The following is a 24,589-nucleotide window of genomic DNA, read 5'->3' on the forward strand; positions in this document are numbered from 1 at the left end:
TTATGCCTGGCTTTCTCTTACATGTTGGTGCAACTGTAATGTGTATGCACGGCGGACAAGCACAGCCGCTCGTACCCAATCCACGTGTGATGGTTGGCGGTCAACCGGTTGTGACGCAGGCAAGTCCGTATGTTGTCGCTGGCTGCCCATTCGTGCCTCCTGGCAATGGGCCTTGCGTCACCGCTCAATGGATTACTAGTGCGACAAGGGTGCTGGCTGGTGGTATGCCTGTGGTGTTGCAGGATAGCCAGGCCATCTGCATGCCAACCGGGACGGGATTGCTGGCTCTGGAGACGCAAGTTCAAGTGAGGGGAATGTAATGCTGCTTGATTATCCATTTCACTTCGATGGGCGCGGCCATAGCGCGGAGACAACTGATGATGACTATATTCGTGACTTGATCGAGCAGGTGCTCTTTACCTCACCTGGAGAGCGCGTCAATCGCCCCACATTTGGCTGCGGTGTGCTACAACTGGTCTTTGCGCCTAATGGAGATGCGCTGGCGGCGGCTACCCAACTTACCGTGCAGGGTGCGCTACAACAATGGCTTGGTGACCTCATTCAAGTGAATGCCGTGAAGGTGCAGAGTGTAGATGCGACCCTGAGTATATTCGTGAGTTACACCGTTCGGAAGACTCAACAGCAACAGGTGGCGCAATTCGTACAGGGAGGAGCAGAGATATGATCTACTTCTGCTGTGATGATCGGCGAAGGGAAGCTGTACGCCGCCATAAGACGCTCAATGGCATCGACTATTTAGAGGTTGATCAGGACGAGGTCACGTTATACGTGCATTTTATTAAACCCATGGTCGGCACGGCACTGACTCTGGCTAACATAGTGATTGAGGGAGGGAAGCGCATCACCAATGTGGTGGCTACTCAAATGACGATCGGTACGGATGGCGTAGGTAACCCGCCTGAGGTGCTGAGTGTGCAGGTCAATGCACCGGGGGATTTCTCGATCTACACGCTGCGCCTGATACGCAGCATCCAGGATCGGAGGCAGCCAGATAGTTTTGATCCCCTGCTCTCCGCAGTCGACTTCTCGTTCAAAATAGATTGCCCTAACGACTTCGATTGCCGGGATGAGCAGGTGTGTCCTCCAGAACCCCGTTCTGAGCCAGAGATCGATTACCTGTCCAAGGATTTCAACAGCTTCCGTCAGTTAATGCTCGACCGCATGGCGGTGCTGCTGCCGCAATGGCAAGAGCGTAATGCGGCTGACCTCGGTATCGCCCTGGTAGAACTGCTGGCCTATGTCGGTGACTACCTGAGCTACCAGCAGGATGCCGTCGCTACCGAAGCTTACCTGGGAACGGCCCGCAGGCGCATCTCAGTCCGGCGCCACGCCAGACTGGTGGATTACTTCATGCACGACGGTAGTAATGCGCGTGTCTGGGTGCAGATCCAGGTAAACGCTGACCTTGTGAAATCGGGTAGTGGGCTAGCGCCGCTGCCGCAAGGAACCCAGCTTTTTACTCATCTCGATGGTCAACCCGTGCATATATCATCGTATCCATCGACCTATGCAGCAGCCCTTGCGCTCAACCCGGAGATATTTGAGACGATGGAGGATGCTGATGAACTGTACCAGGCACACAACAAACTCACCTTCTACACCTGGGGGGCAAATGAGTGTTGCTTACCCAAAGGAGCCACTAACGCCACGCTTCAAGGGCATTTGCCGAATTTGAAAGTGGGTGATGTGCTGATCTTTGAGGAGGTACGCGGGACACAGACAGGCGTAGCAGAGAATGCCGATCCTACTCATCGCTGCGCTGTGCGGCTAACAGATGTCAGGCTCATTCAAGACCCCTTGGGCGGACAATTTCAGAACCCTTCCAATGATAATCCGCTAGATGTGACCGAGATCGAGTGGCACAGCGACGATGCTCTACCCTTCCCGCTTTGTATCTCTTCCACCTTGACGCTTGATAACGGAGACCAGGTGCTGGTTGATAACGTGAGCGTGGCACATGGCAATATCGTGTTGGCCGACTCCGGTCGTACTATACCGCTGGAAACGCTCAATCCGGTTCCCGCGCCCACCCTCTCTGAGGTGCTCGTAGCGAGCGGGAATCGTTGCGAGCAAAGCAATCCAGTTTCTATTTATCCGCGCTACCGCCCACACTTACAAAGTCGTCCCCTTACCCGGGCGGCTCCCTTTGATCCTCAGAACCCACCGCCATCGGCCAGCGCCGTTATGACCTGGGATGTCTCAGATACCCGACCGGCAATCAAGTTGAACAACTCATTAGACGCACTGCCACAGGAATGGACCCCACTATACGATCTGCTGGGTAGCGGTCCAAACGATAAGTATTTTGTCGTAGAGACCGAAGCGGATGGGATTTCGTATCTCCGTTTTGGTGATGATCAGTACGGCTTACGACCAGAGCCGGGCAGCGTTTTTACGGCCAGTTACCGCGTGGGCAACGGTGTGCACAGCAATGTTGGAGCCGATTCCATTGCCCATATCCTGATTGATAATCCCGCCATCGTAAGTGTGCGCAATCCACTGGCGGCACGCGGCGGCGTCGAACCTGAGGGTATAGAAGATGTGCGCCAGAAGGCCCCATGGGCTTTTCGCATCCAGGAACGAGCCGTGACTCAGGAAGATTACGCAGCAGTTGCCCAGCGCGACACCCGTATCCAACGCGCCTCTGCAAGCTTCCGTTGGACGGGGAGCTGGCGTACAGTATTCCTCTCTGTAGATCGCGTGGGAGGTGTACCCGTCGACAGCGGCTTTAAGTCGGCATTGTTTCAGCGTATGGACAGGTATCGTATGGCCGGTTATGACATGGAGATTGATGATCCGCTGTATGTCTCGCTGGAGATTAATATGACGATCTGCGTATTGCCGGACTACTTCCGCAGCCACGTCAAGTTTGCTCTCCTGCAGGTCTTCAGCGATCGAATCCTGCCAGACGGACAACGAGGGGTTTTCCACCCGGATAACTTCACGTTTGGGCAGCCGGTCTACCTTAGCCCCTTGTATGCAGCGGCAATGGCGGCCGAGGGAGTCTCATTTGTGCAGATCACACTGTTTCAGCGGCAGGGCCGGCCCGATCCACAGCAGGTGGCACTAGCTAACGGGAAGCTCGAAATGGGACGCATGGAGATTGCTCGACTCGACAACGATCCGAATTTTCCGGAGCACGGAGTTTTTCGATTGACTATGGAGGGGGGGAAATAATGAGCGATGTCACCGATGTCTCTCTCGTCAATTTAAACGACTGCGGCTGTTGCGAGGGAATTCACGTTGAGACGCCAGCGCCCGTGTACAACCGACCTGGATTATCGGCGATTACCTATCGCGTTGGTACGCATTCGCAGTTTAAAGATAGCATGCTGGCGCGCCTGTCCTTGTTTGCGCAGGACTATCCTGCGCTACAGCAACTCAAAACACGCGATGACAATGATTTCTCGCTGGCGCTTCTTGATGCCTGGGCCGCTGTTGCCGATGTGCTCACCTTCTATCAGGAGCGCATCGCCAACGAATCCTACCTGCGTACGGCGACCGAGCGGGTTTCCCTCATAGAGCTTGCGCAGCTTATCGGCTACAAGATGCGCCCGGGCGTCGCGGCCAGCACCTACCTGGCTTTTACCGTAGAGGATGCAAAGGGAGCACCCGGCCACGCGACCATTGATATTGGTACGAAAGTGCAAAGTATTCCGGGACCCAGCCAGTTGCCGCAGACGTTTGAGACGATTGAAAAGATCACCGCGAAGGCCTCATGGAATGCGCTCAAGCCGCAAACAACGCACCTTGTACAGCCTAAAAATGGTGATACCCAGGCCTACCTGAAAGGCACCACGACCGGGCTTAAGCCGAGCGATGGTATACTCTTCGTGGGCAGCGAACGCGAAGGAAATACGAACAGTGAACAATGGGATTTTCGCCAAGTGACGACCGTGACTCTCGATAACACGAATGGACGCACACTCGTCACGTGGAATAAGGGGCTGGGCACGGCCAGCATAAATCCCCCCGCCGTTTCAGAGGTGTATACTTTCCGCAAACGCGCCGCCCTCTTCGGGGCAAATGCGCCCGATGTGCGAACGCTACCCGATAGCGTGCTGACAAATTATGGCTTATCGACGGGAAGCTCACGTGCCAACGAGTGGAACTTCGGTACCTTAGGGAGCCCTTTCAATTTAGATACCACGTATGCAGGCATCGTACAGGGCAGTTGGATTGTTTTCTCCGACCTCTCGCGTCATGCACTTTATAGGGTTAACTCCGTCCTGGACACCTCGCAGAACAACTATACGCTAACGTCGAAGACAACCCGGATAACGCCGGACACGACGAAGCATCTGAACCAATTTGGCTCACCCCGTGGGGTCGTCGTTTTTGCCCAAAGTGAAAAGCTGGATCTGGCTGAAATACCGATAACACCCTCACCACTACAAGCAGGTGTCGGTACGATTGCTCTTTCGCAGGCGGCGCCAGACCTTCAAGCTAACCAAACTCTGGTGATCAGCGGCATGGCGCCGAATGCGGCTGCTAGCGACCCGGCGATCAGCGAGATCGTCGCCATCAAAAATGTCTCTTCTGACGGGATGGTGATCACGCTGAGTACAGGCCTGCAAAATAGCTATGATCCCACAACCGTTCGTATCAATGCCAATGTTGCGCTTGCTACGCATGGAGAAACTGTGCTAGGAGAGACGCTTGGCAGCGGTGATGCCAGCCAGTCCTACCAACAATTCACCTTGCGCCAGCCTCCACTCACCTATATCAGCTCAGCGACAGCAAGTGGCGAGGAATCTACCCTGACGGTGCGCGTCAACGATATCGAATGGCACGAAGTACCTACACTTTATGGGCATGGACCACGCAATCGCATCTTTGTGACCAATACCAATGATAACCAAAAAACAAGCATCGAATTCGGCGATGGAGTTACTGGGGCTCGCCTTCCTACGGGCCAGGGGAATGTACGAGCAACGTATCGTAAGGGTATCGGAACGGCAGGATTAGTCAAAGCAGGGCAACTCAGCCTGTTGATGATGCGGCCCCTGGGTGTCAAGGCCGTTACCAATCCGGTGGATGCCAGTGGAGCGGCTGACCCCGAGGGTCTTGATGCCACCGGGGCTACTGATCCCAAAGCCCTTGAAAAGGCGCGCCTCAATGTGCCGCTGACTATCCTCACGCTGGATCGCATCGTTTCATTGCAGGATTACGAGGACTTTGCCCGTGCATTCTCCGGGATTGCAAAGGCCCTGGCAACCTGGACATGGAGCGGACAGGTGCGAGGCGTATTCGTAACCGTTGCGGGGGCGAACGGCCTGGCCGTGGGCGAAGGCAGTCCGACCTATAACAACCTGTTGTCTGCGATGCAGATGGCGGGCGATCCTTATGTGCCACTGCGTGTACAAACATATCGGCAGGCCTACTTCAGGATAGCAGCCAGGGTCAAAGTAGCCCCAGATTATTCCCAGCATCCTGTGCTGACAGCAGTTGAAAACGCTTTGCGCGACGCATTCTCCTTCGACGCGCGGGCATTTGGCCAGCCAGTGACGCAGAGCGAGGTCATCGCCACCATGCAGGCGGTTCCGGGAGTAGTAGCGGTAGATCTCTATAAACTTTATCGTCCTCGTCGCCTGATTCTCTATGATCTCGAAAGAGCCGTTGCGCACAATCTTATCCATTTCTTCCCGCCTGGGAGTTACAGTCAATTGAACTCTGTTCTTGTGGCGGCAGTGCCCCAGCCGGGCGCAGAAGGGAGCATAGTCGCAGCGGAATTGCTCACACTCGATCCGGCGCCACTCGACGATCTGGGGGTAATGCCATGAGCTTTGATATCGAAAGGCTATATGCCCTGTTGCCTGCTATTTATCGTATTCGCGACGCGGAGCAGGGTGAACCATTAAAGGCGCTGCTCGCAGTCATCGCTGAACAGGTAGCGGTTACCGAGGAGAACCTGGCGCAACTCTACGATGATCAGTTCATCGAGACCTGTGCTGGCTGGGTCATACCCTACATTGGAGACTTGATCGGCTATCGCGGCCTGTACGACATCAACCCGGCCGCGAGGGCAGAAACTGGTGGGACAATTGATCCTCTTACCGCTGTTCATCGTGCCGAGGTGGCCAACACGATTGGGTTTCGCCGGCGTAAGGGGACGGTTGCCATGTTGGAGGAGCTTGCACGGAGCACCACGAACTGGAGCGCGCACGTAGTGGAATTCTTCCAATTGCTGGCCACGACGCAGTATATGAAACACCTGCGTCCCAACAATCTGTATGCCCCTAACCTGCGAAGATGGGAACCGCTGGAGCGTCTGAATAGTGCGTTCGATAGCATAGCACATACCCTGGATGTACGTCGCATAGCCAGCGGCCGTGGGCGATACAATATACCGAATATTGGAATCTTCCTCTGGCGCTTAGGCGCATATGGCCTGAGCAACTCGCCCGCTGCGCAATTCTCGTCAGATCCCTATCGCTACCTGTTCAGTCCATTAGGCAACAACACGCCTTTGTTCAGCCGCAAACAGAGCTTGAATGAAATGTCGCCGCTGGCTGTGCCGACCGATGTCCCGATGCCGATCAGCCGCCGCGTACTCGATAGCTACCTGGACAGCTATTACGGTGATGATTCGAAGAGCCTTTTGCTCAATGTCAATGAGCATCCAGTGTTGCCCGATCCGCAACAGCCATCCCAGAAAATATCTGACCTGATTGAAGTTTGCAACCTGAGCGATCTCGTGGATGCGAGTAATAAAGTGATTGGTTGGGCGCATGTGCCGCAAGACAAGATCGCAATCGATCCCGTCCTGGGCCGTATCGCTTTCCCACCGAGCAAGGAAGCGCCTACCAATGTGCATGTCACCTTTCCTTACGGTTTCAGTGCGGACATGGGTGGGGGAGACTACGACCGCAGCAGTACACTCCCGCTCGAACAGCAGACGATTGGACAGGTTCCCACGCCAAACGCCACCATTGATGATGCGCTGCAAGCACTGAGCGGAGATGGCGTGGTACTCATTACTGATAACGGTCGCTATGTTGGGCCAAAGAGTATCTCTGCCACGAAACATATCGAACTGCGTGCTGACAACCATCAGCGGCCCATCGTCGTTCCGACAGATCCAACCGCGACGGCTGAGATTGCCATCAGCGGAGACGAGAACGCGGAGGTAACCCTGAACGGCCTGCTGATCAGTGGATATACGCTGCGCGTAACCGGAAATCTGAGCCGGCTCCGCCTACTGCATTGCACCTTTGTCCCAGGTCTGACGCTCTCCATTGATGGTACACCACAGCACTCGTCCGTACCGAGCCTAATCGTAGAAGCTGTTAACGTGCAGGTTGAAATCGATTCATGCATCATCGGTGGCTTGCAAGTCGTGAGCGACAACACGCATGTACAGATCGCCAACAGCATCGTCGATGCGACGGCAGAAACGCTGGTAGCTTACTCGGCACCTGTCGATGAACTCGCGGCAGGAGGGCCACTGCACATCGAAAATAGCACTATTATCGGCAAGGTACACACCAGCGAAATGGAATTGGCCTCAAATACCATCTTCCTTGCCAGTCTTGCCATCGGAGATACCTGGTTGCCGTTGTCGGCAGCCGTTCTTTCTGACCGGCGGCAGGCCGGTTGTGTGCGTTTCTCATATCTACCACCGGCATCCATCGTTCCTCACCGCTACCACTGCCAGCCTGCAACAGACGAGGACGCGGTACGTATGCACCCACAATTTACCTCCTTACGTTATGGAGATCCTGGCTATTGCCAACTGTGTCAGCGCTGCGCCGTTGAAATCCGGAGGGGAGCCGATGATGAAGCGGAAATGGGCGCATTTCATAATCTCTACCAACCGCAACGTGAAACCAACCTGCGCGTTCGCCTGGGCGAATACCTGCGTTTCGGATTAGAAGCTGGAATTTTCTATGCATCATAACATCGATAGGCAAGGTGACCGCGAGGGTCGTTCCTATGGAGGCTTATAATGAAGGCTGATTTGAGTCGAGTAACATTTGATCCCAAGAAACACTATACAAAAGTCATAATGCAGCAGGGGCGTGTGCAAACGGACGCTGACTGGAACGAACAGCAGGCTATAGACCAATATCACATTGAGACAGAAACGAAGGATGTAATTGGACTATGCGGCGCTCCGATGAACCATAGTGGTTTTAAGATTAGCGTCCAGGACAATAACACTCTGCTCATCAGCCAGGGTCGCTTTTACATCGATGGTATTATGTGTGAAAATGATGCCGACGTTACGTATGATAATCAACCATACCTGCCCAATGCGGTGCCACCAGACGTCGTGACTCTCCTCCAGGATAAAAAGACACTGTGGGCAATTGTCTATCTCGACGTGTGGCAGCGACACATTACAGCCCTGGACGACCCACACATTCGTGAGGTTGCCCTAGGTGGACCCGATACCACTACTCGTGCGCAAACTGTGTGGCAGGTCAAAATCCTGCCTTTAGCTCTACCCTCGGATGTTTCCGGGTTGCAGACAAGGCTTGCTGAGTTGGCTGCGGCACTGGCAAAAGCCAAACGATCACGTAATGCAAACAGCGCGGCAACCATTGCCGCGCTTACGAAAGAAATCGACACCATCTCGCAAAAAATAGCCCGGTTCTCCAGCCAGATGACATGCATCAGTAAAAGCCAACAATGGGATGATCTTGTGGCACCAAGCACAGGTACCTTGAACGCTCGTACGCAGCCTGTCGATAACCCTGATGATCCTTGCCTTATCCCACCTGAGTCTGGCTATCAACTGCTGGAGAACCAGTTCTATCGCGTCGAGATACATTATGGCAGCGATAGTCCCAGTGGCCCAACCTTCAAGTGGTCACGTGAAAACGGTTCGGTTGTGACGACGATCGAAAGCTTCAGCGGCAACGACATTACCGTGTACGACGTTGGCCCTGATACTGTCCTGGGTTTTGCGCCCGGACAATGGGTAGAGGTGATGGACGACGAAAAAGACCTGAAAGGGCTTCCAGGTGAACTGTTACGTATTAGCAGTGTAGATGCGGCAAATCGCATCATTACAATGGAAACCGGGCCTGCAGCGGTTGATCAAAATCTCCATCCCAAACTTCGCCGTTGGGATCAGATGGGATCATCAGCAAATCCAGACGATGTGCGCAATGGCCTGGCTATCACTCACGACTGGCAGTCACTTGAGGGCGGCATCCAGGTATTGCTCTCGCAAGGTACCTATCGAACGGGTGACTACTGGCTCATCCCGGCACGAACGGCCACGGGCGATATCGAGTGGCCTCCCTATCAAATACCCAATACCAATCCCAGTGCGCAGTCGCCGGTAGGGATCCAGCACCACTATGGTCGCATCGCGCTACTGCGTCTCAACCCGCAGAATCAGCAATTGTATGTGCAGGATTGCCGTGAATGCTTCCCTGCTCTTGCCTCGCCGGCTATTCATGTCATTGGTCTCAACTGGAGGAATGACGACTTATTCACACCCACACAATTTATCAGTGAGGGCTTGAAAATCACGCTGGATGCAGTACCAGAACAGCTATCGATCAGCCCAGCAACCGTTATTGTCACACTGGAAGTACCGGCATCACTGATACTTGGTAGAACAGGCCTTAGCAACGAGTTTTATATGAGCTTGATTCTGAACGGCGTGACGACAGTGGAAGCCAACGTTATTCAATGGATGCTCCAAAGTCCATCGAGCACAACAAGTGCTGAGCCTGCTGCAACACTCATCGCTAACTTACCCGTCACATTGGGATCAATCACAGCATCTGCCAGCGGGCAGACCATCCAGCCGCGTATACGAGTAACTCTCAAAGGCCACGATATCTGGAGCAACCAGGGCACCGAACGGTACTACCTGGATGGGCAAGCCTTTGGGCAACCGGACACACGAAGCGACGGGCAGACGCCGCGTACAGCCCTGCATCTATCCTCTGGCGCCGGAACGCTGGCAAGTGACTTCGAGAGCTGGTTTTATCTTGGCGAGCCACCAACACCACTGCGTATTACGACGATCAATTTTACCTCTGCTCAGCAGGGAGCACCCAGTGCATTTACCTTAGACCTGTCGCAGGTGCCTCCCACTTCCACGACTCCGCCAACTTTACCAAATGTACAATTTGGTGATGCCATGTCGGTTAATGTCATCGAGATCACTTTCAATCGCCCCGTAAGTCCTAACGGTATTGCACCAAATGGCCAGCCACAGAGCATAGAAGTAACGCGAAGCGCAAATCAAACTTCTGTAAGGGTAGCTGGTAATTTAGCATTTAAACCAAACACAAACAATACGGTTGTGCAATTCACTGCTATTGAGCCTCGAACTTTTACAGCAAGTTCCTATACATTGAAGATCTTGGGTAGTGAACATACAAACATTGGACCAGCGATCACTGAGCAGGACAATGGAGCTGCACTTGACGGCAATTTTGATGGTCAGCCAGGAGGTGACTTCGTGATACCTTTCGCGGTTTTTGTACAGATAACCTAGACTCTCAACCAGCCAGATTATGACCAGAAGGGAAGTGTTTATCATTCCATCCGTCTCTGATACCCATTGCAGGTGAAAGAGCAGAGATAGCAGGTTCTCGAATGCGTATGCAGAAAGGGGAGTTCATGTGCCTTCTACTACATACGAAGCAGAAGGCATCAGTGCATTTTCTACGTAGGGATTGATGTTTTGAGATTCACCAGGAGGATCATATATGCTGAGGAGTATCTGTCTAGAAAAGCAGAGCAATATGTTACACCAAACAGCCATTTTTGCACCATTACCAAAGATAGAGCATCGTTGGTGGACTGTTCAATGAGCAACTGTGTTCAGGTGCAGCGAAAGGCAACACCATGAGAGATCGAGCTTATGCGAAAACTCAAGCACAACAGAAGACGTTGAGTGCCCGGAGTAGTCTCTTGCAGCGTACCTGTGCATGTGGACAGCACATCATTGCTGGTGATGAATGCTCGGTATGTCGTAATCAACGGTCCACATTGCTCCATTCTCAAAGAACGTTCGAGCCTCCTTCAGCCCCAGTTACTGTACCAGGCAGCGCTCCTGCTCAGGAACAGGGGCCTTCATTCAGCTCCGCCTTTGACAGAGCATCCCGCTTCGGACACGATTTTAGCCGGATTCCCATCCATGCTCCTGCCGTAGGAGTGCTACAGACGAAACTGGCGATCAACCAGCCGGGAGACGACTATGAGCAGGAAGCCGACCGCCTCTCCGATCAGGTGATGCGGATGCCGGAGCCGCATTTACAGCGTGCTTGCGCCTGCGGTGGAGCGTGCCCCAAGTGTCAGACGAAGCAGCCGGGCTGGGAACATGAGAACTTGCGGACGAAGCGCGTCCAGGCTGGCGACATGGGACAGGTTGCAGCACCGCCCATCGTCCAAGAAGTATTGCTCTCACCCGGTCAACCTCTCGACCCGGCGACTCGCGCCTTCATGGAGCCGCGCTTCGGCCACGACTTTTCCCGGGTGCAGGTACATACCGGGGGGAGGGCGGCGGAGTCAGCGCGAGCGGTGAATGCGGCGGCCTATACGGTGGGACAAGACATAGTGTTTGGGCCAGAGGAGTATGCGCCTCATGCCCCGCAAGGGCAACGAATCCTGGCGCATGAATTGGCGCATGTGATCCAGCAGGAGCGGGGAGGGACGGGATCCGCCTCTCCGATGATCGACCCATCTGCGGCACACGAGAGGGAAGCAGAGGCGGCCACGTCCACCCTTCTGGAAAGCGAAAGTCCGGTTTCCGTACGGTCGGCCACGCGGATAGGAATGGCGCTCGCTCCGCCCACTAAACCCACACCTGCCCTCACCCCGGAAGACTTAGTCAACATTGTCCTGAACCAGCGCGGTTTCACCTCCACCGCTCCCCGGCCTTCGGGCCGAGATCCAGAAACGGATCTCCCTGTCTTCACGGGTGGAGGTACAAACCGCCTTCCCAGCTCCGATCCAGGTGCAACTCTCGGAATGGGTTTTGATACTCACGCGGCGATCCAGGTAGTGGGACCAGACGGCACTCAGGTGGCATCGGATCTGGGAGCTTTCCTAGGGCGTCGGCAGACCCACGCCCCCTCCGGCGCTCACGCGGAGGCGCAGGCGGTGTTTTCCCTTCGCCTGCGGCTCGCAAACGTCGATGTGAGGGGAGGGAAACTGATGGTTGGAGTCGATCAGATGCCATGTGGCCCAGAGAAAGAAGATTGCCTCCTCCTTTTAAGGACCTACGCCAGAGAGAAAGGCCTGGAGTTGGAAGTTTACGGGCCGGTTCGACCGAAGATGCCCCGGGGGAACCAACCGTTGGATCCAAGTGATAAGGCCACAACGAAACACACAGCCACCACCTCAGCCAAGGCGGGAGTGCCAGAGTACAAAGCCGAGCTCCTCTACGCGGAGAAGCCAGAAGGCGGTTCTCTCTCCGGCGGTTCCTCGAAACTTCCTGCTCAAAAAGAACTGGCTCCGGTGGAAGGACCGAAAGGAGCTGGGGGAGCCAAACCGTCAGAGAGCACGGAAGAGTTGGGAGGTGTGGCAAAATCGGCGGAAGTCCGTGCGGATGAACCGGCAGTGACAAGCGGGACAGGTCCGGGTGACGCGGGAGGCGGGCTGGGCGGAAAAGCGAGTTCGAAACCCGCTACCGAGCCTACCAAGACCGTCGACCCGACCGCTTCGGCCTCGAAAACAGCCCCCACGTCCGAGCCGGGGACACCGTTCGGGGGTACGGCCAAGCCTGCGACAAAACCGGCGGGAGTCCATGCGGATGAACCGGCGGTAACTACCCATATGGGACCGCTGCGCGTGAAACCTGGCACCGAGAAGCCGGGCTCGTCGAAGTCCGTTTCGCCGGAAGCAGTCAAACCGGCTAAAAAAAGGCCGAAAACATCCGGCACTTCCACGGACCCCAGTGGCCCGAAGCCGGATCTCTCAAAGATCAAAGGGAAGGTAGAAAACTTGCGTGCGAAAGGCACGCAAGTCATCGCGAAAATTGCCACTATGGCAAAGGCCGTACTGCTTCCCATCGACGCGGCGTTCGAACTTATGGCCGCACTGGAAAAAGTAAATCAGACCTTATCGAAGCTATCGGGGGAAGGATGGATCTTCAGCGAGCAAGTGAGGTCCGCCAAGTACATCCTCAACACGACCACCACGCTGATAAATGACTACCAAGGCCAACATCAAAGGCTCGAAGAGATGCATCATGACGCCTCTGAGCTTGATTCGGAGTCACAAACCGCGGCCGGGGCCGATGTGTTCGGGGATTTCTGCATCGATGCCCAATCGATAGTTTCCGACCAATTGGATCTCTCACGAAAGCTTCGTGACGATGTGAATGAAATCAATGTGAATGTGGGTCGGGGAGTCAAGCTCATCGAGAATTTGTCCAAGAGCCGTGAGATGTTCGCTGCGATAGGGATGGCTGAATATATTCCCCTGCCTGAGGTGTTGTCAATTGTGTCCGGGGAACAATTAGGCGTTCGCAGAGTGACTCTCGGAGATCTGTATATGGCTCTCCAGGATTTTAACCAGATCTCAGAGCTCATCTACGGCCTCGATGAGGAACTCAAGGAGCACGTGGAGTTGCTCGAGAAAGACCTTGGCGTGATCAACGAGAACATGAACGAAAGCTTGATGGGCGTTCTCAGCTACCGTAGTCGATAAGCCTCTCGAGCCTGCGTAGGATGGGTAGAGAGCAGCAAAACCCATCAAACCGCGAATGCGTTGAGCGGCATTGCTACGCAAAAGGGTTTGTCAGTAGATCAATCTTATTATGTTGATTATATGCTCACAAAACGACGTGCCAGTGAGGTTAACCACAGAAAGGTGGCAGCCAGGTAAACAGGTAGTAGAATGGACAGCTTCTTTTCGTTGCCCATCGTAACTGCCTAACGTGCCGCATCAAATCGGACTGCCCACTACGCTGCGCTTCATTGGCATCTGATTATGCGGCACGTTGGGAGGCCCTCGTCGAAGCCGTTGCCGATTGTAAACTCTTCCTCTCGAAGAGCATGCGAAGCTGCTTTAATGCTTAGCGTTGTAAATTTCATCGGCGAGCCAAATAGACCAAGATAGTTGAGGGTATATCGAAAGGCAACAGCATGAGTGATCGAACCTATGCGAAAGCCCAGGTACAGCACAAGACGGTGAGTGGATCAGCAGCCAAAAGCAGTCTTGTGCAGCGTAGCTGTGCCTTCGGCCAGCACACCCCTGCTGGTGGTGAATGCGCGACGTGCCGCCGTGAGCAGTCCATGTTGCTTCGTTCTCAAAGAGCGTTCGAGCCTCCTTCAGCCCCAGTTACTGTACCAGGCAGCGCTCCTGCTCAGGAACAGGGGCCTTCATTCAGCTCCGCCTTTGACAGAGCATCCCGCTTCGGACACGATTTTAGCCGGATTCCCATCCATGCTCCTGCCGTAGGAGTGCTACAGACGAAACTGGCGATCAACCAGCCGGGAGACGACTATGAGCAGGAAGCCGACCGCCTCTCCGATCAGGTGATGCGGATGCCGACCTATCAAGCCGTTAGCGGCGTACCACCGCACATCCAGCGCTTCTCAGGGCAATCGAATGGGCTGATGGGCGCGGTGCCCGCCAGCGTAGACCAGGCCCTTGCCAGCCCCGGCAGGCCGCTGGAGCCGACGTTACGGCAGGACATGGAACAGCGCTTCGGTCACGACTTTTTCCGAGTGCGGGTGCATACCGGCTCGGCAGCCGAGCAATCGGCGCAGGACGTGAACGCTAATGCCTACACGATGGGGCACGACATTGCGTTCGGTGCAGGCCAGTTCGCACTGGGGACGCACCAAGGAAGGCGGCTGATTGCCCATGAGCTGACGCATGTGGTGCAGCAGCCAGGTGGGATGGCAGTAGTCCAACGCACGCCCGCAGACGACACGCGGCGGAGTCGAGATGAGGCCGCCGCTCGTTATCGCGGGCAGTTGATGGCCAAGAGAGTCAGGAATCACGGAAAGTTGTCCAAAGAGGCTAGAGCGAAGATCAACCAAGAGCTGGCGTATTTCGAAGGTTCGGCTAAGGAGGCGTATCTGAAGGAGGTCAGGCCAGCACTACAGGCGGTGACCGAGATCGAGATGCCTGCGGAGCAGGTGGTCCCGCGAGGGCCGGACCCCACCATCGGGCTCTCACTCCTCAAGGACGACCCGCAACTGGGCTCCTTTACGGATGAGATGATCTATGCGTCCTTAACGGAGGTGGAACAGAAAGATAAGGGGTATTGTCAACTTGGCAATAGAGCTGAACACTATGCTAGAATGGCTGTATGAAAACAAACAGCTTTCCTCCCGATTACAAAGGTTTTCGTTTCCCGCCTGAAATCATCAGCCATGCTGTGTGGTTGTATTTCCGTTTCTCGCTCAGTTTTCGTGATGTAGAAGAGCTTTTGACACAACGCGGGATCGTCGTGAGCTATGAAACGGTCCGGCAGTGGGGTTTAAAATTTGGGCAGACCTACGCCAATGAACTGCGCCGTCGTCGCCCTCGCTGTGGGGATAAGTGGCATATGGATGAGGTCGTACTCACGATTCGCAGCCAGAAGTACTACTTATGGCGAGCCGTTGATCAGAATGGCAACGTGCTCGACATCCTCGTGCAGAGCCGACGGAACAAAAAGACTGCTAAAAGATTTTTTCGCAAACTCCTCAAAGGATTGCAATACGCCCCGCGTGTGATCATTACCGATAAGCTCAGGAGTTATGGAGCGGCCAAACGCGAAATCTTGCCGACAGTAGAACATCGACAGCACAAAGGATTGAACAACCGAGCAGAGAACTCGCATCACCCCACACGTTTGCGAGAAAAGAAAATGCGGCGCTTCAAATCAGCCAAACATGCGCAACGCTTTCTTTCTGCTTTCGGTCCCATCTCCGGCCATTTTCAACCGCGACGACATCGTTTGAGTGCCGGGGAATACCATGCCATGTTACAGACCCGATTCCAGACCTGGAATGAGGTTACCGGAGTGAAATTGGTCAGCTAACGCCTCTCTATCCCAAGCCTCTTACTGTTCCGCAACCTGTTTCCTCTTTCTAGCTCAGCAGTTATCCCCATTCCTACAAATAAGTTGACAATACCTGAATTATACATAATTATATCGCAAACTGCTTCTTTCTTTTGATAAAGTTTGCTACGTAGTAGTATAAGATTTTCAATACTTTTTTCAAAATCTTTGCCATTCATAGTAGTGCTCAATTCCTCATTGGTGATACGCTAAAAGAGAGAAAGCAAGTCACCAAGAGAGGAGCAGAGCGATGCCCAAACACGTGCAAGCCCGAGCGGCGCAGGATGCCCAGGAAGAACGCCAGGTGCGCAAACTGGCCAGGAGTCACCACGCACCTGCTGATTGGAAGTTTCATGCCCAGATGGTGGTGGAGAGCTGGGCAGGCAAGACGCCGCAAGAGATCGCCACCACGCTCTCATGCCATCCGAGAACCGTGCGCATCCACCTGAACCGCTTCAATGCGCAAGGGATCAACGGCCTGGGAATGCGGGAAGGAGCGGGACGTAAACCGCGCTTGACCGAGCAGGAGCGCAGCCGGATTCTCGCCCTGGTGAAGCGACCACCTCCAGGGAGGTTAGAGCGGTATGCCGATGGGAGCCTGCAGGCCCGCGAGGAAGAAGGTTCAGCGCAATGGAGCTTGGATGCTCTCACGGAGGCGGCCCATGCCGCGGGTATCCAGGTGGAGCGGAGCCAGATCCGACGGATCTACCTGCGTGAAGGGGTACGCTGGCGCAATCGCCAGAGTTGGGGAACCAGTGATGACAAAGACTTTGCCCCAAAAGAACTGCGGTCGTCACCCACTACACCGAGCCACCCGACGGGTCGACGACCATCTGCACTGACGAGTTAGGACCGGTGACCCCGCGTACCTTCGCGCCAGCGCCTGGCTGGTCAGCGGATGGGCACCGCATCAAAGCTCCCCTGGAATACAGTCGTGGGGATGACAAGGTGTGGATCTATGGAGCGCTGCGGGTCCGCGATGGCAAGGAGATCACGCGCTGTGCGGCTGCGCGTAATTCCAAGAACTACATTGAGCTGCTCAAAGACATCGAGGCGGATAATCCGACAGGGGACATCTTTATCATCACGGACAATCTCTCCAGTCACAATAGTCTGGAAACCCGCACCTGGCTGGTGGACCATCCGCGCCTCCAGCACATCTTCATTCCCAAAGGCGCCTGTTGGCTCAATCTGCAAGAAGGGTGGTGGCGCCTCTTCCGACGCGATGCCTTCGCTGGCCAGAGTTTTGCCAATGCTCATGAGATCGAGCGAGCGATGAGCGTCGCCACGGCGCAACTCAATCGGCGAGCCAAACCGTGGATCTGGGGACGGCCGCCCAAAACGCGACGCCACCTGCACCGTCTCTTTTCTTACCGCCTTTGAGGAATTGAGCACTAGTGCTGCTTTTGTTAAATCCACCAGTAACAAAAACAAGCAGGCTTATCGCATGATCCGGTTCTAGAAGCCAATCCGTTTTGCTACTGCACTTAACGAACGGAGCACTAGTGGTACTTTGTGGACTTGGGATTTCGGCTTGTTTTAAGCTCACCAGATCGTGGCAACTTGAGCTCAAATTGCTCAGGATAGATACCCGAAATCAGGTATGCTTTCCCGAGTCCACAAAGTACCGGTAGTATGGCATATTTTGGCTCGTTTCCCTTACGCTATTTTTTATACTATACATTGTATCGTGAGAAGTCGTACCCACAAGGAAGATTTCTTCTGCTGTTTTTCTCCCTTATTGGATCCAAATCGGCATTTCTTCGTGTTCTATGCCAAAGTGATGAGCCACTTCATGGAGGATCGTTTTTCTGACCTGCGCGCGAATACGATCAAGATCGCCGTGACAATAGTCTTCAATAGCGTGCTGATAGATGGTGATACGCTCGGGTATGAGCGAGTAGTGGCTCCCATAGCAAGAGAGCGGGACGCCCTGATACAACCCCAACAGAAGACGCCCATCACCAGTCCCTACTCTTTCGAGTGTCTCGGCGTCCGGCTCATCTTCGATCATGATTGCCAGATTGTCCATGTACTTCTGAAACTCGTCGGGAATGGAATTGACAGCCTCCTGGACCAGCCGGTCAAAAACGTCAGGTTTCACCATAGTTATGCGGTTGCCTGGCTTTTTTGTTTGCGCTTTCTCATACACATTCGCTGATTGTCTGTTCTTTGCTGTATGTGTAGCAGTAGAGCGAACCTTTAATAGATATCCCATTCCGACGATGAGGAGGAGCACCAGACCACTGGTGATCAGGAGTGCGGAGGGGTTATCTACCGCACGAGACAGGGGAATATACAGGACAAAGAATGAGCAGAAGCCGAAGAAGAGGAAAACGAGTAGTTTCACTATTATGACCACCCACCTCCACATATTCTTGTGAGTATGCGTTTGCTGATTCGTCTTATCTGACCCGGCTGCGTTCTTGTCAGGAGCATCGAGATCGTCAGCATTATCAGAAGAGTGAGCAGACTTCGTCGTTGTCATCGTTGGCCTCCTCTTATCTTGGAAATGTATTCCCTCTCAGTAAAGAGGGACGTCGCTTCCCTTGCGCTATGAAATAGGCAGATTCTTCCTTCCTTCTGATAGGGTAATGCTCGATGATGAGTGCGCCATGCAAGAGAGACGCGCCACACTTCTTTGAATATAGCACTTTTGCTCTCAGAAACAAGCCAGACCATCACCCGCTTTTATAGCGAGTTCAAAGGGAGGAACACTCTCATTTTTTGTCACACCCCTGCCAAATCGAGTCAATCTCATTCAGATGGGGGAGGATGCTTTGAGAAGATGGTTGAGAAGCTAGATGTGTATCTCTTTTTAATTTTTCATCAAAAGAGGTATAGCTGCTTCCTACAACTATATCTCAAAGGAACAGGGGCTACACCTGTGTTTACCACGAAAGGGTTTGGACCACCATACGATTGAGATGGAACCAATGACCACGTGTGTGAACGAAAGCAACATTTTGCTCCCCAGCTTTTTGAGGGTCTGAAAATACCAAAATTTGGTATTCTATTATTTGTAGAATTATTGCTCCAAAAAGCACTTTCTTGAATTGTGTCTCTCCATTGCACTGGATACGGCTTCTTCAGAGGCTATATCCAGTGCAATGTCGCGTGTGTTAAGAACGCCTGCGTTGTTCTTGCTGGAGAAGTGCTCTCATTTCTTCTTCGGAAAGACAATCAGCTGGACGTTCATTGGCTGGCCATGGCTCTTGTCGCGCATCACCAATGGTTGCTTCAGTGACCAGACGCCGGATGGGAAGCGGAAGGTGGGATCATCGATAATCCACAGGTGGTAGTGTTGGCGGTGTCCACTTCCCGTGAGCGCGCGGGGAAGAGTTCGACTCCTTCACATTCTGGCCCGACGAATTCATCTTTGATGCGCATTTTGTCAATATTTATATGGAAAATATTGACGGGCTATGGAAGAGCCCAGTATACTTCAGAAAATATTGATGGAGGTGAAGAACGTTCCTCGATTTGCTGGTAAGCTTAAAAGGACTTAATCCTTTCCCAACAGTGCCTGGCTGCCTTGACGTCCACGTCTGCTTTCGATGACGTACGAAGTGTCTCCTGAGGAGGAGGAACAATGAGAAGGGATCTCCCTCGACCATTAGAATTCGTCGAAAAGATGCTCTTGGAACGCCGAACTACTGTATGGGTGGCTCTCAGTATTGGTGGCTGTGGTATTCTCACCCGCGCGATGGTTGGAAAACATGATGAGGATTTCACGGAGACTCAGCGCACTGGGATGACGTTTGCCTATCGTGTCATTGAGGCGATCGGCTTTACCTCTTCTCCTAACTGTGCTTCGACGCCATCAGGAGTATCTGCCATTATTCACAGAAGCTGAGCAGGCTCGTCTTCTGGAAGGTTGAGGTGACAGGGAATGCGAGCGTGTATCAGGTATGCCTGGATTGCAACATTTAAAACAGGACATATGAGCAAGACGGAGTTTGAGCTTAAACGGAAAGAACTTCCTGAGTGAGGTGCTGAAGCTGTTCGTTTTTTGGTAAGAAAGGAAAAATTGATGGCGAAAGATTGTACACATCTGGACCAGATACAGGAGGTGACTCCATTTGCCAATGGTTGCGAAGACTGTCTGAAAACAGGTGATACGTGGGTTCATCTACGTCTCTGTCTGATCTGCGGCCATGTTGGTTGCTGCGATAGTTCAAAAAATAAGCATGCGACAAAACATTTTCACGCGACGGGTCACCCGCTGATCCAATCTCACGAGCCGGGAGAGGACTGGGTCTGGTGTTATATTGACGAGGTAGCAATGGAGTTGAGGTGACACTCCACGTCGTAAGACCAAAAGGCTTCGGCCCGGAGGCACCTGCGGATGAAACAGGAACAACGAAATTCGGTGTGAACGTGTGCTTGCATACGTTTGCATATGAAAATCGGAGCAGGATGATGACACAGGGAATATATCTGGTGGTCCCTGCGAGTTCGCAGGACCACCGTCAAGGAGGCCGAAGTAATGAGCTACCGTCCGTCTCTGGCTGATGACGCCGCCGCGTTTCCCACACTCGATGACTCCGAACTTGCCATTCTCGGTGCGCTCGGGACCCGACGATCGGTGGTTGCGGGCGAATACCTCTATCGGGAAGGGGACACTACCTACGACTTCTACGTGATTCTCTCGGGGGCTGTCGAGATCGTGGTCCGTTCTGACGGCGAGGAGCGGATCGTCGCTCGCCACGGTCCTGGTCGATTTCTGGGCGAGCTGAACTTGCTGACTGGCCAGCGGGTGTATCTGTCGGCCCGCGTCACCCAGTCCGGCGAGGTCATCGTCGTACCGAGGGCAGCACTGCAACATGTGATCGCGACGAACCCCGGCCTCGGTGACACGATTCTCGCAGCCTTTCTCGTTCGCAGGTCAATACTGCTGAGCGGTGCATCAGGTGCCATCCGCGTCGTGAGTTCCCGGTTCTCGCCCGAGTCACTCCGGATCCGAGAGTTCCTGGCCCGCAACCGTATCCCCCATGAGTGGCTGGACCCGGATCGCGATGCTGCCGTCGACCGCCTCCTGCGCGAGTTCTCCGTCACCCCGGGCGAGTTGCCAGTCGTGATCGCCTCTAGCTCGGTCTTGCGCCGCCCGACCCCTGGAGAGTTGGCGGAGTACCTCGGCTTGACCATCAACAGCCTTCCCGAGCGTTGTTTCGATCTCGTCGTAGTCGGTGCAGGGCCAGCCGGTCTGGCGGCTGCTGTTTATGGCGCCTCCGAGGGACTGCGAACCCTGGTCGTCGAGATGGCCGTCGTTGGGGGCCAGGCAGGGACTAGCTCGCTCATCGAGAACTACCTCGGGTTCCCGACCGGGATTTCCGGCGGCGACCTCACTCAGCGGGCCGTTGTGCAAGCGGAAAAGTTCGGCGCCCACCTCACGAGCCCGTGTCTGGCCTCGTCGCTGCGTGAAGAGGCTGGGCATCTCGTGGTCCGCCTTTCGGATGGGACTGAAGTTGCAAGTCGCGCCGTGATCGTCGCCAGCGGGGTCCGCTACCGGCGACTCGATGCTACCCGTCTCACAGACTTTGAAGGCAACGGCGTGTACTACGCGGCCACCGAGATGGAAGCCCGCCTCTGTGCCGGGTCGCCGGTCGTGGTCGCAGGAGGGGGCAACTCGGCCGGTCAGGCTGCACTGTTCCTGGCTGCGGCTGGCAGCCCGATTACCATCGTCATCCGCGGCCACGACCTGAACGCCAGCATGTCGCGCTACCTCGTCGACCGGATCGAGGCCGATGCTCGCATCACCGTACGAACCAACACCAAAATCGCCAGTCTGGAGGGTGACCAGACCCTTACGTCGATACGTGTCACTACTGTTGGCGGCGATGTCGTGTTGCCGTGCAGTGCTCTGTTCTCCTTTATCGGCGCAGATCCTGCCGCGGATTGGCTGTCAGGATGCGCGGCCCTCGATGAGCACGGTTTTGTGCTCACCGACCGGTCTATAGGCGAGGAGCACCTCGACGAACGATGGGAAGCATTGGGCCGGCGACCGCTGCCCTTTGAGACGAGCTATCCCGGATTGTTCGCCGTTGGCGACGTTCGGGCGGGCTCGATCAAGCGAGTCGCAGCTGCTGTCGGCGAAGGCTCGGCCTCGGTGCGTTCCGTCCATGAGTACCTCGCGTTCGCTCACTGAGCGGCGAGCGAATGCCATCTGCGTATGATTTTATTCTTGTGTTTCATCTTTTCCTTTATCCAAAGCGCAACAAGACGGCGCCTCCAACGAGGCGCCGTCTTGCGTGTTCATCTACCATCGGTACGTTTTTTATACGCCTTCCATGTCCTCTGAAGTGACGGCTCTTTGGGACTCACCACTGTCTTGTAGAGGCGACGTAGATGTGTGGAAGAGCCCTTCATAGCTGATATCCGCACAATTGACCCAGGAAAGGACAAAGAGTTGCCAGGCCGCCTCAAGCGGGGTTATGTCTTGCCCGGATGGAAACAGAAACCAGACTGCTCTGGGATGTCTGGGCGGACAGGGTGGAAGCTCTGCTGCATCCATCCAGGGGGCAATGGTGGTGAGTACCTCCGTCCATGGGGTAAAGATGAGCTGGAGGCAGTAGAGGTGCGCTGGCTGCCTTTCCTGATCATGCTGGGCGAACAGGGTCTCATACTGTTGCCAGTGCATGCGCAGGGCGTAGCCACGAGCTTCAAAGCAAAGCTGGTTGACCAGCGCAATGGCCTCTTGCAGTGCGGTCTCATCGTGTATGACCTGTCGGCTTTGCTCATATGACACCTTGCCCGATGTCGTCCTGTGCCAGGAGCGGCTGGCAAGACGTGCTCGCAATGCCTCTTCTTGCCGGGCGCAGGAGGCGAGTGCGCGTTGGAGCATCTCCACCGCGCGGATGAGCTGGGTAGCGTCATGGAGATGAGAGAGGGGGCCAAAGAGCGTGTCCGGGTCGGGATCCGCTTCAGGCTCATGCACTGTTTCCCAGCACGCGTGAAGGACGCAGCGATCAAAGGTGAGCACTTGCCCAAGGTACCCTGGATTAGCGCATGTCCCTGTCAGGACGTCATGCAGCAGTTGACCGGTCCACCCGCGGGCATGGGCTTCAAGCCGGATTTGTCTGAGGGCCTGTTCGGTGCGCTCCATATCTGTGCTACCAAGGATGGTAGAGGCGGCGAGACGTTGCTGCAAACACGCCTCCACCTCTTCCTGGATCTCTGCTATGGTCTCTTCCGGGAAAAGATGAGTCATGCCCCATCTGTGGGCCAGGGCAATGGCGCGCTGCCAGGTCGCTCGTTCTTCTGCCCACTCCTCTTCAAACGATGCATAGGGCAGTTTCGGGGGACACTGGGCATGAGCTAGTTCGTGGAGAAGGGTGCGCAGGACCTGCTCTTCTGGCATCTCCGGTGCAGACCAGACCCAGATGTCATGATGCTCAACGGAATAGGCCCCTGCGGCATGGGAATCAAGCGGCTGGCGAACCACGAAGAGTTTGCTCACCACGATACCTGCGGCCCTGGCACATTCCCACAGGCGCAGGAACGCGTGGGGTGGAGGATCGATCAGGGGATCAGGTGCTTCTGGAGGTAGCGATGCGCGTAACGCCTGAAGTTGGCGGGTGAATGTGGACGGTGGGTGGTTAGGCACGCCTTGTTCCTCCTCTTCTCGTGTGCATGGCAGGTGTGGTCGTGGGGACTGCAAGCTGAGTACCCAGGCGTTGCATGACGACGAAGAGGCAATCGGCCAGTGCCTGGTCTTCTGGCATCGCGTGCAAGGCACGCCAGAGGTCATTATAGGCCGCCTGCCAGTGCTGCCGTTTGGCGTGAAGTAACCCGCGAATGGAGAAGAGGCGCGCACAGGTGGGATGCAGTTCAATTGCGGCATTGAGGTCCTCGATGGCTTCCTGATGGTACTGCAAGAGGGAACACACCCCACCACGTTGGGAGAAGAGTTCGGCGTAGGCTTCCGCCCGTTCCTTCTGTCGTGGCAGGCGTAGGCCAGGCGTGGTGGGGGAGAGGATCTCGGTGAGGACCCGGTAGGCTGTGCGCAGGTGGTTGAGCTGCACGAGCACCTTCGTGTAGTACCAGGTCAACGCTAAGTGGTCATATTCCTGTGGATGAAGCCAGGCCCGTGCCTGTTTCCAGAGTGGAAGCGCATCCGGGTAGCGTTCCTGTTCCGTGGCGAGGACGGCGAGCACGAGACAGGCGAGGCCTTCCAGTTGCCTCGTCGTGGTTCCACTGTGTTGCAGGAGGGCATGCAGATCCTGCCGTGCCTGCTCAGGGGATCCAAGCAGTGCATAGGCGGTCCCGCGTTGCAAAAGCAGGCGCTTCGTATGCTCTTTGTTCAGGAAGATGCGTGTGGTGGGCAGTGGGTGCCTCAGTTGCGCAGACCAGGTGGCCATGTGCTCAGAGAGCTGTGTGCGTGCAACGGTCCCCTCATCGCTCACATAAGAGAAGATCTCGGTGAGCGGATGGGTTGGACGCAGGATGAGGATCTGGTGCAAAGCGTAGCCGATCTCTGAGGCAAGGGTGGGTGTTGGTGATGAAAACGTAGGCATAGTATCATCATGTCCTTTCTAAGGATGAATAATTGGTGTGTTGTGGATGATGGTAGGGTGCCAGGGGGAGCGTGGT

General features: G+C 54.8%; 18 protein-coding genes. 14 read left to right on the top strand and 4 right to left on the bottom strand.

Features of this window, described 5'->3' with window-relative positions; all coding sequences use genetic code 11:
• Positions 1-2: 2 nt before the first annotated feature.
• The 9 genes from KRAC_RS38340 (at position 3) to KRAC_RS38380 (ending at position 15,976) form a co-directional block, all read left to right on the top strand.
• The gene (locus KRAC_RS38340; RefSeq protein WP_007916678.1) at positions 3-320 is read left to right on the top strand and encodes a hypothetical protein; all 318 of its coding nucleotides are present in this window, start codon (positions 3-5) and stop codon (positions 318-320) included.
• Positions 320-685 carry a GPW/gp25 family protein gene (locus KRAC_RS38345; protein ID WP_007916679.1) on the top strand — a complete coding sequence of 122 codons (366 nt, stop codon included), beginning with the start codon at positions 320-322 and terminating at the stop codon, positions 683-685. Before KRAC_RS38340 ends, KRAC_RS38345 begins: the two co-directional genes overlap by 1 nt.
• Positions 682-3,198, top strand: coding sequence for a putative baseplate assembly protein (locus KRAC_RS38350; RefSeq protein ID WP_007916680.1), 2,517 nt, complete (start codon positions 682-684; stop codon positions 3,196-3,198). The genes KRAC_RS38345 and KRAC_RS38350 overlap by 4 nt, the downstream gene beginning before the upstream one ends.
• Entirely contained in the window at positions 3,198-5,804 is a 2,607-nt protein-coding gene (locus KRAC_RS38355) for a putative baseplate assembly protein (RefSeq protein ID WP_007916681.1), read from the top strand. Before KRAC_RS38350 ends, KRAC_RS38355 begins: the two co-directional genes overlap by 1 nt.
• Entirely contained in the window at positions 5,801-7,921 is a 2,121-nt protein-coding gene (locus KRAC_RS38360) for a hypothetical protein (RefSeq protein WP_007916682.1), read from the top strand. The genes KRAC_RS38355 and KRAC_RS38360 overlap by 4 nt, the downstream gene beginning before the upstream one ends.
• Positions 7,922-7,981: 60 nt before the next feature.
• Positions 7,982-10,486 carry a DUF6519 domain-containing protein gene (locus KRAC_RS63315; protein ID WP_169460989.1) on the top strand — a complete coding sequence of 835 codons (2,505 nt, stop codon included), beginning with the start codon at positions 7,982-7,984 and terminating at the stop codon, positions 10,484-10,486.
• 353 nt (positions 10,487-10,839) lie between these two features.
• The gene (locus tag KRAC_RS63320; protein WP_007916684.1) at positions 10,840-13,647 is read left to right on the top strand and encodes an eCIS core domain-containing protein; all 2,808 of its coding nucleotides are present in this window, start codon (positions 10,840-10,842) and stop codon (positions 13,645-13,647) included.
• A gap of 437 nt (positions 13,648-14,084) precedes the next feature.
• Complete coding sequence (locus KRAC_RS63325) at positions 14,085-15,263, top strand: eCIS core domain-containing protein (RefSeq protein ID WP_007916685.1); 1,179 nt, start codon at positions 14,085-14,087, stop codon at positions 15,261-15,263.
• The gene (locus KRAC_RS38380; protein ID WP_007916687.1) at positions 15,260-15,976 is read left to right on the top strand and encodes an IS6 family transposase; all 717 of its coding nucleotides are present in this window, start codon (positions 15,260-15,262) and stop codon (positions 15,974-15,976) included. The genes KRAC_RS63325 and KRAC_RS38380 overlap by 4 nt, the downstream gene beginning before the upstream one ends.
• Here KRAC_RS38380 and KRAC_RS38385 read toward each other — a convergent pair.
• Positions 15,973-16,176: a hypothetical protein gene (locus KRAC_RS38385; protein WP_007916689.1), complete on the bottom strand. Its 204-nt coding sequence runs from the start codon at positions 16,174-16,176 to the stop codon at positions 15,973-15,975. The two genes, KRAC_RS38380 and KRAC_RS38385, sit on opposite strands and share 4 nt — an antisense overlap.
• 71 nt (positions 16,177-16,247) lie before the next feature.
• On the opposite strand from KRAC_RS38385, the gene KRAC_RS38390 reads away from it, so the two are divergent.
• Both KRAC_RS38390 and KRAC_RS38395 read left to right on the top strand, forming a co-directional pair.
• Positions 16,248-16,847 carry a helix-turn-helix domain-containing protein gene (locus KRAC_RS38390; protein ID WP_007916261.1) on the top strand — a complete coding sequence of 200 codons (600 nt, stop codon included), beginning with the start codon at positions 16,248-16,250 and terminating at the stop codon, positions 16,845-16,847.
• Positions 16,829-17,380 carry a transposase gene (locus KRAC_RS38395; RefSeq protein WP_157507754.1) on the top strand — a complete coding sequence of 184 codons (552 nt, stop codon included), beginning with the start codon at positions 16,829-16,831 and terminating at the stop codon, positions 17,378-17,380. Before KRAC_RS38390 ends, KRAC_RS38395 begins: the two co-directional genes overlap by 19 nt.
• Positions 17,381-17,735: 355 nt before the next feature.
• Here KRAC_RS38395 and KRAC_RS69530 read toward each other — a convergent pair whose 3' ends face one another.
• Entirely contained in the window at positions 17,736-18,485 is a 750-nt protein-coding gene (locus KRAC_RS69530) for a metallopeptidase family protein (protein WP_007916693.1), read from the bottom strand.
• 1,104 nt (positions 18,486-19,589) lie between these two features.
• Here KRAC_RS69530 and KRAC_RS38405 point away from each other — a divergent pair.
• From KRAC_RS38405 to KRAC_RS38415, 3 genes are all read left to right on the top strand, one after another.
• On the top strand, positions 19,590-19,853 hold the full coding sequence (locus KRAC_RS38405) for a hypothetical protein (protein WP_007916694.1): 264 nt from the start codon (positions 19,590-19,592) through the stop codon (positions 19,851-19,853).
• A 177-nt stretch (positions 19,854-20,030) separates the two neighbouring features.
• Entirely contained in the window at positions 20,031-20,297 is a 267-nt protein-coding gene (locus KRAC_RS38410; RefSeq protein ID WP_007916697.1) for a ubiquitin carboxyl-terminal hydrolase 14, read from the top strand.
• Between the two features lie 189 nt (positions 20,298-20,486).
• Positions 20,487-22,145, top strand: coding sequence for an FAD-dependent oxidoreductase (locus KRAC_RS38415; protein ID WP_007916699.1), 1,659 nt, complete (start codon positions 20,487-20,489; stop codon positions 22,143-22,145).
• A 129-nt stretch (positions 22,146-22,274) separates the two neighbouring features.
• On the opposite strand, the gene KRAC_RS38420 is transcribed toward KRAC_RS38415, so the two are convergent.
• Complete coding sequence (locus tag KRAC_RS38420; RefSeq protein ID WP_007916701.1) at positions 22,275-23,603, bottom strand: hypothetical protein; 1,329 nt, start codon at positions 23,601-23,603, stop codon at positions 22,275-22,277.
• On the bottom strand, positions 23,596-24,513 hold the full coding sequence (locus KRAC_RS38425) for a tetratricopeptide repeat protein (protein ID WP_007916703.1): 918 nt from the start codon (positions 24,511-24,513) through the stop codon (positions 23,596-23,598). Before KRAC_RS38425 ends, KRAC_RS38420 begins: the two co-directional genes overlap by 8 nt.
• Positions 24,514-24,589 lie beyond the last annotated feature (76 nt).

The organism is Ktedonobacter racemifer DSM 44963 (assembly GCF_000178855.1).
GTDB classification, from domain to species: domain Bacteria; phylum Chloroflexota; class Ktedonobacteria; order Ktedonobacterales; family Ktedonobacteraceae; genus Ktedonobacter; species Ktedonobacter racemifer.